At 65.7% G+C, this 14,725-nt stretch carries 9 protein-coding genes and 5 pseudogenes; 5 read left to right on the forward strand and 9 right to left on the reverse strand.

From position 1 onward, the window contains the following. Positions 1 to 104 precede the first annotated feature (104 nt). Positions 105 to 790, reverse strand: a pseudogene (locus G4Q83_RS08000) (IS3 family transposase); the annotation flags it as partial. A gap of 201 nt (positions 791 to 991) precedes the next feature. On the opposite strand from G4Q83_RS08000, the pseudogene G4Q83_RS08005 reads away from it, so the two are divergent. Then, positions 992 to 1,768 (forward strand): annotated as a pseudogene (locus G4Q83_RS08005) (IS3 family transposase); the annotation flags it as partial. A gap of 358 nt (positions 1,769 to 2,126) precedes the next feature. Here the strand turns inward: G4Q83_RS08005 and G4Q83_RS08010 are convergent. The 5 genes and pseudogenes from G4Q83_RS08010 to G4Q83_RS08030 form a co-directional block, all read right to left on the reverse strand. After that, positions 2,127 to 4,298, reverse strand: coding sequence for a methyl-accepting chemotaxis protein (locus tag G4Q83_RS08010; RefSeq protein ID WP_128421529.1), 2,172 nt, complete (start codon positions 4,296 to 4,298; stop codon positions 2,127 to 2,129). A 452-nt stretch (positions 4,299 to 4,750) separates the two neighbouring features. Further along, a pseudogene (locus tag G4Q83_RS08015) lies at positions 4,751 to 4,966 on the reverse strand (IS481 family transposase); the annotation flags it as partial. A gap of 123 nt (positions 4,967 to 5,089) precedes the next feature. Continuing rightward, positions 5,090 to 6,877: a sensor domain-containing phosphodiesterase gene (locus G4Q83_RS08020; protein WP_128421528.1), complete on the reverse strand. Its 1,788-nt coding sequence runs from the start codon at positions 6,875 to 6,877 to the stop codon at positions 5,090 to 5,092. Between the two features lie 85 nt (positions 6,878 to 6,962). Next, complete coding sequence (locus G4Q83_RS08025; protein ID WP_128421527.1) at positions 6,963 to 7,529, reverse strand: response regulator transcription factor; 567 nt, start codon at positions 7,527 to 7,529, stop codon at positions 6,963 to 6,965. Continuing rightward, positions 7,526 to 8,749, reverse strand: a complete 1,224-nt coding sequence (locus tag G4Q83_RS08030) for an ATP-binding protein (protein WP_170069200.1) — start codon at positions 8,747 to 8,749, stop codon at positions 7,526 to 7,528. Before G4Q83_RS08030 ends, G4Q83_RS08025 begins: the two co-directional genes overlap by 4 nt. A gap of 124 nt (positions 8,750 to 8,873) precedes the next feature. Here G4Q83_RS08030 and ispG point away from each other — a divergent pair, with 124 nt between their 5' ends. Continuing rightward, positions 8,874 to 10,139 carry a flavodoxin-dependent (E)-4-hydroxy-3-methylbut-2-enyl-diphosphate synthase gene (ispG, locus tag G4Q83_RS08035; protein WP_128421525.1) on the forward strand — a complete coding sequence of 422 codons (1,266 nt, stop codon included), beginning with the start codon at positions 8,874 to 8,876 and terminating at the stop codon, positions 10,137 to 10,139. Further along, the gene (locus tag G4Q83_RS08040; protein WP_128421524.1) at positions 10,120 to 10,854 is read left to right on the forward strand and encodes a phosphatase PAP2 family protein; all 735 of its coding nucleotides are present in this window, start codon (positions 10,120 to 10,122) and stop codon (positions 10,852 to 10,854) included. The genes ispG and G4Q83_RS08040 overlap by 20 nt, the downstream gene beginning before the upstream one ends. A 179-nt stretch (positions 10,855 to 11,033) precedes the next feature. On the opposite strand, the pseudogene G4Q83_RS08045 reads toward G4Q83_RS08040, so the two are convergent. From G4Q83_RS08045 to G4Q83_RS08055, 3 genes and pseudogenes are all read right to left on the reverse strand, one after another. Continuing rightward, positions 11,034 to 12,184, reverse strand: a pseudogene (locus G4Q83_RS08045) (IS3 family transposase). A gap of 24 nt (positions 12,185 to 12,208) precedes the next feature. Continuing rightward, positions 12,209 to 12,355, reverse strand: coding sequence for a DUF3653 domain-containing protein (locus G4Q83_RS23200; protein WP_246432320.1), 147 nt, complete (start codon positions 12,353 to 12,355; stop codon positions 12,209 to 12,211). 601 nt (positions 12,356 to 12,956) lie between these two features. Next, a pseudogene (locus G4Q83_RS08055) lies at positions 12,957 to 13,916 on the reverse strand (IS5 family transposase); the annotation flags it as partial. Positions 13,917 to 14,111: 195 nt separating this feature from the next. Here G4Q83_RS08055 and G4Q83_RS08060 point away from each other — a divergent pair. Continuing rightward, on the forward strand, positions 14,112 to 14,315 hold the full coding sequence (locus G4Q83_RS08060; RefSeq protein WP_128421986.1) for a hypothetical protein: 204 nt from the start codon (positions 14,112 to 14,114) through the stop codon (positions 14,313 to 14,315). Between the two features lie 17 nt (positions 14,316 to 14,332). After that, a complete protein-coding gene (locus tag G4Q83_RS08065; RefSeq protein WP_128421987.1) occupies positions 14,333 to 14,557 on the forward strand; it encodes a major capsid protein in 225 nt (74 codons plus the stop codon). The last annotated feature ends 168 nt before the right edge of the window (positions 14,558 to 14,725 follow it).

Raw genomic sequence — 14,725 nt, forward strand, 5'->3', positions numbered from 1 at the left:
CCACATCGGTTCGGTGCTGGCCGGCGGCAATTCCGATCCCGGCGGCAAGTAAGACGCCAGCCCGACGCAGTGGCTGAGGCTGAACTTGAACCGCCCCGGCTTCCCTAGACACTTCTGAGCCGTTGGGAATGTTGCTGTTCGCACTCTACCGGTGCCAGGCCGGAAGCGGACGAATGACGTCGTCGGGAGTTGTAGAACATCTCGATGTGGTGAAGACAACAGTGCGTGCATCGCTGCGGGTTGGGTAGATCTGGCGACGTATGCGTTCGCGCTTGAGCAACTGGAAGAAGCTCTCGGCGACGGCGTTGTCGTGGCGGTTTCCGCGGCGGCTCATGCCGGAGATCAGGTTGTGGTCGCGCAGCGAGTCCTGCCAGGCATGCCCGGTGAACGGACTGCCCTGATCCGAATGCACTGTCACGGGCCCACTGGGCTGGCGACGCCACAAGGCCATCAGCAGTGCATCGAGGACCAGACCCGTATCGATGCGGCTGCCCATGGACCAGCCCACCCCCTGGCGCGAGAACAGATCGACCACGACTGCGAGGTAGAGCCAGCCCTCATGAGTGCGGATGTAGGTGATGTCGGTGACCCAGGACTGATTGGGCTCAGCCACCGTGAACTGGCGTTGCAGGGGGTTGGGCGCCACGACAGCAGGCTTGCCCGCGCGTCTGCCGGGTCGACGACGGTAGCCGGTCTGCGACCGTAGCCCTTCCAGCTTGAGCAGACGCGCCACGCGGTGCTTGCCACAGCGTTCACCCAGATCACGCATGTCCAGCGTCAGCTTGCGGTACTTGCTCGTCATGGCACCTCCTATTGGGCCTCAGGTTTGAGGCTCGAGGATGTCTAGGGAAGCCGGGGCGATTCAACTGGCAGCGCACCGGCATCAAGCATGTCGACTACCCGAACGGCAACACGATCTGGGCGACGTCCCCCCCGATTTTGAGTAGCGCCCCCGTTTGGAGTCCAATTCCCTACCCCAAGGAGATTGGACGTGAAGAAGCGTTTTTCCGAAGAACAGATCATTGGCTTCCTGCGTGGGGCCGAAGCGGGCGTGGCGATCAAGGACCTGTGCCGGCGCCATGGCTTCAGCGAGGCCTCCTACTATCTGTGGCGCAGCAAGTTCGGCGGGATGAGCGTGCCCGATGCCAAGCGGCTCAAGGACCTGGAGGCAGAGAACGCACGGCTGAAGAAGTTGCTGGCCGAGCAGGTGTTCGAGAACGACCTGATCAAGGATGCGCTGCGAAAAAAAGTGGTGAGCGCACCGGCGCGTCGTGCGCTGGTGCGCGAGTGAATCGGGCATGGCGCCAACGAGCGTCGCGCCTTGGCAGCGATCGGCATGAGCGCCAGTGCGTTGCGCTATCGCCCGCGCGAAGACCGCAACATCGATCTACGCGAACGCATCCTTGCGCTGGCGCATCGCCATCGCCGCTACGGCGTGGGGATGATCTATCTCAAACTGCGACAGGAAGGACGGCTGGCGAACGACACACGTGTGGAGTGGTTGTATCGCGAGCAGCAGCTGCAGGTCCGACGCCGCAGACGCAAAAAGGTGCCAGTGGGCGAGCGTCAGCCGCTGTTGCGGCCATCGCAGGCCAATGAGGTGTGGTCGATGGACTTCGTGTTCGACCGCACTGCCGAAGGTCGGGTGATCCAGTGTCTGGTGATCGTGGACGACGCGACGCACGAAGCGGTCGCCAGCGACGTGGAGCGCGCGATCTCGGGACAAGGCGTTGCGCGCGTGCTGGACCGGCTGGCGCACAGTCGCGGCGGAGGACGCGGCCGATGGCAGCCTCGTGGTGCGCGATCGGCAGTTGGATTTCCTGTTCTTCGCCAGCAGCAACCGTTCGCCCAGCGACGGGCCGGAACACGTCGCCCATCCGAATACAGCCTCGGCAATGACCCGGGTCTGGTTGGCCCTCGATGCCGTCGCGCACAAGCGCCAACTCCAGGCTGCTCAAAACGTCTACGAGGATAGACAAATGTTTTCCGCGCGCGCACCAACCTAACCGAGTAGGTGCGCTGGCGTGCGCCACTCGACCTGACCACTCCGCGCAAGTTGCCCGGAGCAGCATTTGCCAAAGGCACTGCCGCGGCCGACGCCAATCGGCCGCGTGTGGTTCGGGCCTTCAGCGAACCGTTGGGAGCGCCGCGCCCGCTCTGGGTCCAACCGACTTCAGCCTTGTCGGCGCGGTGAGGCGCTGCGGTTGCGTCAGACCCGCGCGGATCTTGAATGCCGACACGGCATCGGTCAGCTGTCCGGCCTGCTGCTCCATCGAGCGCGCCGCCGCGGTGGCTTCCTCGACCAGCGCCGCGTTTTGCTGGGTCGCTTCGTCCATCTGGGTGATGGTTTGATTGACCTGCTCGATACCGGCGGACTGCTCCTGCGACGCTGCGGAGATCTCGCCCATGATGTCGGTGACGCGCTGCACCGAGGACACGATTTCCTGCATGGTCTGCCCGGCCTGGCCGACCAGACTCGAGCCCTTGCTGACCTGGGCGACAGAATCGTCGATCAAGCCCTTGATCTCCTTGGCCGCACCGGCCGAACGCTGGGCCAGGGTGCGCACTTCGGAGGCGACCACGGCGAAGCCGCGGCCCTGTTCGCCGGCACGCGCCGCTTCCACCGCGGCGTTGAGCGCGAGGATGTTGGTCTGGAAGGCGATGCCGTCGATGACCGAGATGATGTCGGCGATCTTCTTCGACGAAGTCTCGATGCCGTTCATGGTGGCCACGACCTGGCCGACCACGTCGCCGCCCTGCGAGGCCACCGTCGCCGCTCCGACTGCGAGCTGGTTGGCCTGACGCGCGTGCTCGGCGTTCTGCTTGACCGTAGAGGTTAACTCTTCCATTGAGGCGGCAGTTTCTTCCAGGCTGGCGGCCTGCTGCTCGGTGCGGCGCGACAGATCATCGTTGCCGTTGGCGATCTCACTGGAGGCGGTATTAATGTTGCCGGCGGCCAGCTGGATGCGGCCGACGATATCGGCCAGCTGCTCGGTTGTGGCATTGGCATCGTCGCGCATACGCGCGAACACGCCATGGAAATCGCCCTGCATGCGCACCGTCAGGTCGCCGGCGGCGATGGCCCGCAGCAGCTTGGACAGCGCCTCAAGGTTGCCGTCTGCGGTGGACATCAAGGTGTTGAGGCTTTCGACCATCGCGCGGAAGTCATACTGGAAGCGCTCGGCGTCGCCGCGCACGCTGAAGTCGCCGGCGGCTGCGGCCGCGGCCAACTGGCCGATCTCGCGATTCATCGCGATCAGGTTCTGCTTGACCGTTTCCATCGTTTCAGTAAGCACCGCCTTCTCGCCCGGCAGCCGGTCCATGTCCTCGGAAAGATCGCCGATCGCATAACGGCCCATGATCTGCGCCAGGCGCATCATCACCGCGATATGCGAGCCTGCCAACGCGTTGACACCGCGCACCATGTGCTCGTAGTCGCCGGGGAACGCGCTTTCATCCATGCGGTAGCCGATCTCGCCCGCGTCGTGGCGGCGCGCCATGTCCAGCTGCGCGGCGATGACTCCCTGCAGGCGGTCGCGGATCAGATACACGGCGCTGGCCAACTGCACCGTCTCGTCTTTGCCGGTCACCTTGACGTTGACATCGAGCACGCCGCGCGACAGCTGCTGGACCGCCGTCACTGCCTGCCTGATCGAGCGAGAGATGGCGTTGCCCAGCAGTAGCGCAATGGCGATGCCGGCCAGCGCGATCAGCAACAGCGCGACCGCGGACAGCATCATGGCCCGCGCATCCGCGGCCTGCTGATCCTGGTAGCGCGTTTTGGCTGAAGCGCTCAGGTCTGCCCGCAACGCGGCAAGCCCGGCGAAGGTGGCGTTGGCGTTGTCCTTGACTTGGGTGCGGTTCACTTCCGCACCGCCAGCGATATCGCCGGCTTCGATCAAGGCCACTTGGCGCTGCATGCCCAAGCGCATCAGGCCATAACTGGCCTTGATTTTCTGCAGTTGCGCCTTGTGCTCCTGCTCGTTTGTCAGCAAACGGGTGAGTTCTGCGATGCTGGCTTCGACCCCTGTGAAGCGTTTGTCGTTCTCCTGCTTCCACTGCGCGATCAGTTCGGGCGTACCGATGGCGATCATGCGCAGGATATTGATGTCTACCCGGGTCAGCTGGCCGTCGACATCGCTGGCCAGTGCGGAGCCGGTGAAGTCCCGCGTGTAGAGGGCACCCACACTTTCCTTGGACGTGTGCAAGCTGTTAAGCAGGGACAGGCAGAGAAGGATGCTCGGGATGAGAGTTCCCAACAACGCAAGTAGGAACTTGTTTTTGATGGTGGATAGCATTTTGGGCCTCGTGGTGGTAAGTGTGGGCGGCGCAAGAAAATGCTGGCAGGGATCAGTGAAGCCTGCGAGCCAAACCAACCCAGTTGCGTCTTCCGTGTCGGCACTAAAGAACGTCGGATGCGTGCAACGTCAGCTAGCGCATCAGCAATCGATGTGCGACGCATGGAGATGCCGCCCTATCGGGGTCGGCTTCCGTATGTCGGCGGCAACCTTGATCGCATTCGGGAGCTAGGCGCTCTCTCAATAACGGCCGCCATCACGCAGTCTTTACAAAAATAAATGAGACATGCGTTGCATAATGAGCTTATGAGTCGCCTGTATGCGATCTTTGTCTGCACGCCGCAAGAGATGAGCGGTCGGCCGCATCTCCAGTAATCCGTAAGCGGGCGTGCTCGCACTAGACGTGGAAAATCTCGGCGCCGATCGATGCGCGCCGGTACCTGCTTGGTAGGGAAGCAGCCGATGGGGTCGCTCTTGAACCGCTGCTTGGCAGGCTTGTCGCCCCCGATCTCGGGCAGCCGCCAGACGCCATGGCGCTGCAAGCAGCGATGCAGCGAGGAGCCAGTCAGCTGCGGCAGGCTCGGCTGCAGCGCGTAGAGGCAGTCGTCCAGGGGAAGCAAGGTGGGCTTGCGGAAGGCCAGGATTGCCGCCTCATCCTCCACGGATAAGCGGACATGCGCCCAATCCCTGTCCCGCCGCGACAGGGACGTCGATAACAGGGGAAAGCTGATCGCGCTGTACGCGGTGTTCTCATGAACGGCGCCGCCGCCGGTTCCTGGGGCGGGGCGCGCTCAGGGCGCGCGCCAGGGCTTGGCCAGCCACGCGTCCAGCGCCATCGCCGGCATCGGCCGTGCGATCCAGTAGCCCTGGGCCTCGTCGCAGCCCCAGGCGCGCAGCATCTCGTAGATCTCCTCGGTCTCGATGCCTTCGGCCACCACCTGCTGGCCGAAGTCGTGGCCGAGGCGGATCATCGACGGCACGATCATGCTGTCGGTGCGGCTGCTCGGCAGCGAGCGGATGAACGACTGGTCGATCTTCAGCGCATTTGCGGGAATGCGCTTGAGGTAGCTGAGGTTGCTATAGCCGGTGCCGAAGTCGTCGATCGCGATCTTCACCCCCAGCGCACTGATTTCCTGCAACTGTTCGGCCACGCCTTGCGGATGCCGGATCATCGCACTCTCGGTGAATTCGATCTCGATGCGGCCCGGTTCCAGCGCATGGCGCGCCAGCAGCTCGCGCAGCATGGCGATGAAACCGGCCTGCTCCAGGTCCACCGCCGACACGTTCAGCGCGACGCTGAAGCCATGCCCGCGCTGCTGCCAGAGCGCGGCCTGGGCGATGCCGGCCTGCAGCACCCAGGCGGTGACCCGACTCATCAGCGCGGTCTTTTCCGCCAGCGGGATGAACTCGTTGGGCGCGACCGCGCCGAGCAGCGGATGCCGCCAGCGCAGCAGCGCCTCCACGCCGATGCAGTCGCCGCTGTGCATGCTGACGCGCGGCTGGTAGTGCAGGCTCAGTTGGTCGGGCGCGGCCAGCGCCTCCGGCAGCGCGGCCAGGATGCGGAACGCATTGCGCTGGCTGGCGTCGTGGCTGCGCTCGTACAGGCTCCACGGCTGGCCGTGCTGACGCGCCATGTCCACCGCGGTGGTCAGCGAGCGCAATGTATGGTTGGCGCTCAGCGCGCCGTCCAGGCGCACCGCGCCGATCGACGCTGTCGCCGCATGCGGAATGCCCTGGTGTTCGATCGCGGCGGCGAAGGCGCCGTACACGCGCTCGCAGCGCTGCGCCAGCTGCGCCTGGTCGCCGTCCTTCACCACGAAGGCGAAACTGGTGGTGTCGATGCGGTAGGCCGGCAGCCCGTCCAGCGCCTCCAGCAGGCGGTCGCGGGTGGCCAGCAGGTAGCCCTCGGCGTATTCCCAGCCCAGCGCCTTGACCATGTCGCGGAAGTACTCGATGCCGCAGACATCGATCGCCACCCCGGTATCGGGCTGGTTCGCACGCTGCGTCGACATCCACATGCTCAGGTCTTCGTCGAAGCGGCTGCGGTTGGGCAGCCCGGTCAACGCATCCACGAAACCGGTGTTGCGCAGGGTCTCGATCCGCAGCAGCAGCAGGTCGCGCAGGTCCTGCAGGGTGCGGCGGGAGGCGTCGTCGAACTCGGCGCGCGGCTCGGTGTCGATCACGCACAGCGTGCCAAGGCTGACGCCGTCGGCCATCAGCAAGGGCGCGCCGGCGTAGAAGCGCATGTACGGCGGCCCGGTGACCAGCGGATTGTCGCAGAAACGCGGATCCTGTCGCGCGTCGTGCACCAGCATCAGCTCGGGGTTGTCGATCGCGTAGGCGCAAAAGGCCTGGCTGCGCGGAGTCTGCGCCACGTCCAGGCCGATCCTGGACTTGAACCACTGGCGCTGCTCGTCGATCAGCGAGACCAGGGCGATCGGCGTGCCCAGGCTGCGCGCGGCCAGCCCGGTGATCAGATCGAACACCCGGTCCGCCGGCGTGTCGAGCAAACACAGCTTGGACAGGACGGCCAGTCGGGTGGCTTCGTCGGGACGCGGCGGAGACGGCGAGAGGTGCATGTCTGGTTAGCGGCCCGCAGACGGACGACTTGAATCCTACCCAAGGCGCCGTCCGCGCGCATCGAGCGCCGCGGCGGCGGCCCGGTCAGCGCGGCCGCTCGCGCTGCGAGCTGGGGCGCTTGAACAGCTTGCGCTGCAGCGAGCGGCGGTGCATGCCGAGCAGGCGCGCGGCCGCCGAGACGTTGCCGCCGGTCTCGTGCATGGCCTGCTGGATGTGCTCCCACTGCAGCCGGCTCAACGGGGTCATCGCGTCCGGCAGGTCCGCCGCATCGCCGTCCTCGGCGCTGCCCGCCTCCAGGCTCAGCGCGCGCAGGATCGTCTGCACCGTGGCCGGCTTGGGCAGGTAGTCGTCGGCGCCGAGTTTGATCGCCTCCACAGCAGTGGCGATGCTGGCATAGCCGGTGACCAGCAGGATGCGCATGTCGGCGCGGATCGCGCGCAGCGGCTGGATCAGCGCCAGCCCGGATTCGTCGCCGAGCTTGAGGTCGATCAGTGCGTAGTCCGGCGGGGTGGCCGCCGCCAGCGCCAGCGCCGTGGCGCCGCCGTCGGCGGTCAGCGTCTCCAGCCCGCGGCGGGCAAGAGTGCGTTGCAGGGTGCGCAGGTACAGCGGGTCGTCGTCGACCAGCAGGCCCAGCGGGGCGTCGATGCTCATGCGGGCGTCTCCAGGGCGAGCAGCGGCAGGCGGAAACCGACCCGCGCGCCGTGGTCGGGCGCGGGCTGGGTCCACAGTTCGCCGCCCAGGCGTTCTATGGTGGCATGCGACAGCGCCAGGCCCACGCCCATGCTGTCGGGCTTGCCGCTGCGGAACAGGGTGGCCGGCAGCGCGACCTGGTTGGCGTCGAAGCCGCCGCCGTAGTCGCGCACCTCGCCGATCAGTTCGCTGCCGGTGACCCGCACGCTCAGGTCCACCTGCGGCCGGCCGGCGCGTTCGCCGGCGTCGGCGGCGTTGTTCAGCAGCACCTGCAGCAGGTGGCCGATCGCGCTCTCCAGGCGCAGCTGCAGCGGCGCGTCGTCGTTGCGGCGCAGCTGCACGGTCGGCCGCACCAGCTGCCACTGGTGCAGCACGTGCGCCAGCGACACCGTGCCGCCGCCGGCGCGCTGCGCCGGCGCGGCCAGCGCCAGCACCCGTTCGCGGCACTGCACCAGCAGTTCGCGCAGGGTTTCCAGGTCCTCGCGCAGTTCCGGCTGCTCGATCTGCTCGACGATGTCGTCGGTGAGCAGGGTCATCGTCGCCAGCGGCGTGTTCAGCTCGTGCGCGACCGAGGCGGCGTGGGTGGCCAGGGCGACGATGCCCTCGTTGCGGGTGAAGCGCTCGCGCAGCAGCGCCAACTCGCGCTCGCGCTCGCGCAGCGACAGCGCCAGGCGGGTGGAGAACACCAGCACCACGATGGTGGACAACAGGAAGTTGGCGGCCATGCCCCAGCGCTGCAGGTCCAGCGCCTGATGCGGGCCGCGCGGCAGCGGCAGGCCGAACAGCGCGCTGACCGTGTAGCCGGCCACGCAGGCCAGCGCTACCGCCAGCGCCCAGCGCAGCGGCAGCGCCAACACCGCCAGCGCGATCAGCACCAGGAACAGCGAGCCGAAGGCGTTGCCGATGCCGCCGCTCCAGCCGACCATCCAGGTCAGCACGGTCACGTCGACCAGGATGTGGCCGAAGGCGGTGGCCGGCGCGGCGGTGTCGGCGTGGCGCAGGCGCAGCTGCGCGTACAGGTTGAACAGGGCCAGCGCGGCCACGCCGGACCACAGCGGCGCCTGCGGCAGCGGCAGCCGCATCGCCCAGGTCGCGACCAGGATCGTCGCCGCCTGCCCGGCGGTGGCCAGCCAGCGCAGGCTGCACAGGGTGCGCAGGAACGAGGCGTCGGTGGAGATCATGGCGCGCATCGTATGCGCTGGCGCGCACGGCTGTCTGCGACAAACCGTCGCAGTGCCAGCCGCGCCGCTGAACCGGCGCCGGCGGGGAGTGGGGCCGGGGCGCGGCTCACGCTAAAATGCGCGCATGCACGACGCCGTCAGCCGACCCACCCCCCCCTCCGACGCCGCGCCCTGGGCGCGCCGTCCCACCCAGCCGGTCCGCGTCGGAGGCGTCGTCGTGGGCGGCGGCAAGCCGATCGTGGTGCAGTCGATGACCAACACCGACACCGCCGACGTGGCCTCCTCGGTCAAGCAGGTCGCCGAGTTGTGGCGCGCCGGGTCGGAGCTGGTGCGGCTGACCGTCAACAACGCCGAGTCGGCCGCGGCGATCCCGCGCATCGTCGACAAGCTGCGGATGATGGGCATCGAGGTGCCGCTGATCGGCGACTTCCACTACAACGGGCACCAGCTGCTGGCCGCCGAGCCGGCCTGCGCGCAGGCCTTGGCCAAGTACCGGATCAACCCCGGCAACGTCGGCTTCGGCAAGAAGAAGGACACCCAGTTCGCGCAGCTGATCGAATTCGCGCTGCAGTACGACAAGCCGGTGCGCATCGGCGCCAACTGGGGCTCGCTGGACCAGGCCCTGGCGGCGCAGCTGATGGACGAGAATTCGCGCCGCGACACGCCCTGGGACGCCGGCCGGGTGCTGCGCGAGGCGCTGATCCGCTCGGCGCTGGATTCGGCCGAGCGCGCGGTGGAACTGGGCATGGGCCGCGACCGCATCGTGCTCAGCTGCAAGGTCAGCGGCGTGCAGGAACTGATCGCGGTGTACCGCGACTTGGCGCAGCGCTCGGATTTCGCGCTGCACCTGGGCCTGACCGAGGCCGGCATCGGCAGCAAGGGCATCGTCGCCTCCAGCGCCGCGCTGGCGGTGCTGATGCAGGAAGGTATCGGCGACACCATCCGCATCTCGCTGACGCCCGAGCCGGGCCAGTCGCGCACGCAGGAGGTGATCGTCGCCCAGGAGCTGCTGCAGACCACCGGCCAGCGCGCCTTCACCCCGCTGGTCACCGCCTGCCCGGGCTGCGGCCGCACCACCTCCGAGTTCTTCCAGGAGCTGGCCAAGGTGGTGCAGAACCACGTCCGCGCGAAGATGCCGGTGTGGAAGATGACCCATCCCGGCGCCGAGAACATGACCCTGGCGGTGATGGGCTGCGTGGTCAACGGGCCGGGCGAATCGCGCCATGCCAACATCGGCATCTCGCTGCCGGGCACTGGCGAGGCGCCATCGGCGCCGGTGTTCGTCGACGGCGAGAAGAAGATCACCCTGCGCGGAGAGAACATCGCCCACGAGTTCGTCGCCCTGATCGACGACTATGTCGAAAGAAAGTATGTCCGCCGCGCCGGGTGAGACGCAGGCCGAGCAGGCCGCCGGCCTGCGTCACTGGCTGCGCCGCAACGCATGGCGCATCGGTCTGCTGTTCGCCGGCCTGCTGCTGCCGCTGGGCGTGTTCGTCGCGCTGGCCGACGAGGTCCACGAACTGGAGAACTTCTATTTCGACGAACCGCTGCTGTGGAGCATGCGCGGCCTGGCCACGCCCGGCTGGGACCGGTTCTTCAGCGTCGTCACCGCGGCCGGCTACCAGTACGGGGTGATCCCGCTGGACACGCTGCTGGTGCTGTTGTTGCTGGGCCTGCGGCGCTGGCGCGAGGCGCTGTTCGCCGGATTCTCGTGTGTCGGCTCGGCGCTGCTGAACATGGGCGCCAAGCAGTTCTTCCAGCGCGACCGCCCCAGCCTGTGGGAGTCGATCGCGCCGGAGCATACCTTCAGCTTTCCCAGCGGCCACGCGATGGGTTCGATGACCCTGGCCGCGGTGCTGGTCGCGCTGGCCTGGCGCACCCGCTGGCGCTGGCCGGTGCTGCTGCTGGCGGGCACGTTCACGCTGCTGGTCGGCCTGTCGCGGATCTACCTGGGCGTACATTACCCTTCCGACATTCTTGGCGGCTGGTGCGCGGCGCTGGCCTGGGTGGTCGGGCTGTACCTGCTGATGTTCCAAGGCGGGCGGCGTCCGCGCTGGCGGCATCGGCGTGTCGCGGCGGCCGTTCCCGGCCGAGCTTCGCGCTGAGGGATGGACCTCGGTGTTTCCAGCAGCCGAGCATGATCCTCTGGTCCGTCCGCGGCCAGTTCGATTTGCCCATCTTGATGGTGTAGGGACATCCCTCGTTCCCTTGCAAGGCGGCCAACGTCTGGCGCATGACAAACAGGACGGACGAGGAAGTGGACCGGCCAGATTTCCGTAGACACTCAGTCGCCGCTCTGCGCGTAGCGCCTTTCAAACTCTACCGGTGACACGCCGCCAGCGGAACCATGCCGGCGGATCGGGTTGTAGAACATCTCGATATAGTCGAACACGTCCGATGCCGCCATGGCGCGTGTCGGGTAGATCCGACGCTTGATACGTTCCTTCTTCAAGACGCTGAAGAAGCTCTCGGCCACGGCGTTGTCATGGCAGTTCCCGCGTCGGCTCATGCTCGGCACCATCCGGTGCGCCTTCAGGAACGACTGCCAATCGCTGCTGGTGAACTGCCAGCCCTGGTCGGAGTGCACCATCACGCCAGGACCGGGCTTGCGCCGCCACGCCGCTGCCACCAGTGCCTGCAGCACCAGATCGCTGGTCATTGTCGAAGCGGTTGCCCAACCCACGATCTGGCGCCAATACAGCTCCATTACCGCTGCCAAGAACAGCCAGCCCTCGTAGGTGCGGATATAGGTGATGTCCGTGACCCAGACCTTGTTCGGGGCCTGCGGAATGAAGTCCCGGTTGAGCACATTCGCCACCACGCCGACCGGACCTCCCCGCTAACGCGGCTTGCTGCCGTAGCCAACCTGCGCTCGCAAGCCTTCGGCCTTCATCAAGCGCCGCACCCGGTGACGGCTGCAACGCTCGCCGGCCTCACGCAGATCCAGGGTGAGCTTGCGATAGCCGTACACCGCGCCGCTGGCCAGCCAGTGGTGCTTGATCAGGCCCAGCAAGCGCTGGTCCTCGCGTTCGCGGACGCTGGTGCCGTTGCGCAGCCAGGCCTAGTAACCACTGCGATGCACGCCCAGCACCCGGCACATCGTCGCCAGACGAAACTCCCGGACGTGCGCACGCATGAACGCGTACTTCGCCCTTACCCCTTGGCAAAGTACGCGGCGGCTTTTTCTAGGATGTCGCGCTCCTCGGTTACCCGCCTCAGTTCGGCCTTGAGCCGGCGAATCTCCGCTGAGTCGGTCGACGCCGCTGCAGCGCCGGCTGCCGGCGCCATCTTCCTGGCGGCCTGCACCCACCCGTATAGCGTGTGCTTGGGAATCCCGATTCGGGAGGCCACATCCACCACCGTGAAGCCGCGTTCGATCACCTGCTTCACCGCCTCGGCCCGGAACTCATCCGTGTACTGCTTGCTGTTGCCCATAAACACCTCGGTCATTGCCATCAATTATGGCGTCCGGATGTCTACGAAAGGCTGGCCGGTCCACAGCGACCACCAGGACAGGTCAGCGGCCGGGAACTGGTGGCCCTCGGGGGTGACCAGGACGCCGCCGGCGACATGGAAATCACGCCACTGGTGGCCCAAGCAACACATCACCCTGGTCAACCGCTTTTGCAGTTGACCGGGATGCGTGATCCAGGCGGAGGGGATATCGCAGATATCCCTGGATGCCTGGGAGCAGCACGGTCCGCCCCGGCCTGCTGTGCTCCCCAGCTGTAGAGGAGGGCTCCGGGCGGCAGATGGCAAGCCTCGCGTCACGGGTCAACGAGCTTCTCCCCACTACCTCCTTTGGGGGGGTAGGGGGGGACTTAGCTTGACCCCACAGTACCGCCCGAAATTTGCAGAGACGCCTCACAAATCCATCAATTGAATCAAAGGGAAAATCACCATGAACGCTCCGAAGATCACGATTAACAGCTCCGTCGAGACCCGTACCGTCACAACTGCCAAGGGCATGCAGAAAGCCATTTACAGCCAGCGTGCCACGCTCGAGACCGAAGCCATGCGTATTCAGGTTGAAGTTGAGGTCGATGGCCTGGACAAGGGTTACCCCGTCGGTGCTGTTAAGGAAGGTCTGAACAACGTTCCAGACCACATACATTCCGGCATCTTGAACGCCAGGAACGCGTAAAGCGGGTTTGTCGGACGAGGTTTTGCGCTTTTCTGGCGACGTATCCCGCGCCAGGCAGCATTCCCCCCTGGCCGGCAGCAACTGCCGGCGCGCCATCCATCGATTGGAGAGCGCAAACAACGTCAGCACCTGCGCCGTGTTCTTGGCTAGGCCCCGATAGCGGACCTTGGTGTAACCGAACTGGCGTTTGATCACCCGGAATGGATGCTCCACCTTCGCGCGTACGCTGGCCTTGAAGTGTTCCCAACGCGTTTGCCGGGCACGCTCGCGTTGATTGCCGATGGCTTGGATCGTCGAGGGTCTGGCGGCAATGAAGAATGCTGCCTTGCAGTTTTGCAGTTCGTCGCGTTTGTCCGCACCGCTATCGCCGCTATCGCCGAACACGCTGTCTTCTTTGCCATGCAGCAAGGCGTGCGTCACCGTGACATCGGCGACATTGGCGGCCGTGCAACGGACCTGGTGCACCAACCCGGAAAACGCATCCACGCCGATGTGCGCCTTCATCCCGAAATACCACTGATTGCCCTTCTTGGTCTGATGCATCTCAGGGTCACGCGCATGGTCGGCATTCTTGGTCGAACTGGGTGCGGCGATCAGCGTCGCATCGACAATCGTGCCCGACCGCAGGCTCTGGCCCTTGCGCGCCAGATGCGCGTTGACCGCTGCCAACATCCGCGCGGCGAGGCCATCGGTTTCCAGCAGGCGGCGAAAGTTAAGAATCGTGGTCTCCTCGGGAACGTTGTCCAAGCCACCGAGCTGGGCAAAACGACGCAAGCTCGGGATCTCGTGCAACGCTTCTTCCATCGCCGGATCGCTCAACGCATACCACTGCTGCAACAGATGAATCCGCAACATCGTCGCCAATGCGTACGGCGGCCGACCTGGACGCCCCGACACCGGATAGTGCGGTGCGATCAGCCCCAGCAATTGCTTCCATGGGACGACCTGCTCCATCTCGGCAAGGAAGATCTCACGGCGCCCCCGCTTACGCTTGCCCAGGCCCTCAGCATCACCAAACGTCAGTTGCGTGGCCCATCCCTCTACGTGAGCGAATAGTGTCGCTCATCTGCGGTGTGTTGTTCAGACCTTCCTTAAGGAATGGGATGTGACGACTGACCTCGTGCCGGGCCGTTACGGCATCGAGTTGGCTCGCCGCATGACGCTGGTCGATCTGGCCAACTCGGTCCGCCCGCAGCCGTCCAAGGCGGCTTGATCGTCATGGCCGTATTCGTCCCCGCCTGTCTAGAGCGCGATTTTGATGCGCAGACGGGGACGTGCTCGGCCCCGATCTGGATACCGCAGCCGTCGTTGTTGCCGGGACTGACGGTTGCGGATGCCCAATCCATCGGGCAAGCCATCGTGCTGCTGTGGGCGGTGGCATTCGTGTTCCGGCTTATTCGTAAGGTAATTCAGCGATCCTAATCCTTAAGGAGGATGTAATGCGTACTGCTTTTATTAATTACAAGACCAAACTTGCTTTTATTGGCACGGCGGCTGTCGTATCAGCTCCTGCATTTGCCGCCGGTGGCGGTGGCGGTGTCGATGTTTCTGCGGTGGTGGCCGCGATCAATGGTGCAGCAGCTCCTATCGCCAGCATCGGTGCGGCCGTGTTGATCGTGATGGTCGGTATCAAGGTCTACAAGTGGGTGCGTCGAGCGATGTAACGACTACCGGCGGGCAGGGCCGACACCCTCCCGCCGGTCTTTTTCCAGGGGGATAGTGTTATGGACGGATGGATTTGGTTATGCGCGTGGCTTGTGGCTTGCGCCATCGTGTTTGTGGATTTTGAGTGATGCGTGCGTTGATTGCTTTTCTTCTCGTGGTGATCGCAA

Origin of the sequence: Xanthomonas theicola, assembly GCF_014236795.1 — a bacterium.
Classification (GTDB): domain Bacteria; phylum Pseudomonadota; class Gammaproteobacteria; order Xanthomonadales; family Xanthomonadaceae; genus Xanthomonas_A; species Xanthomonas_A theicola.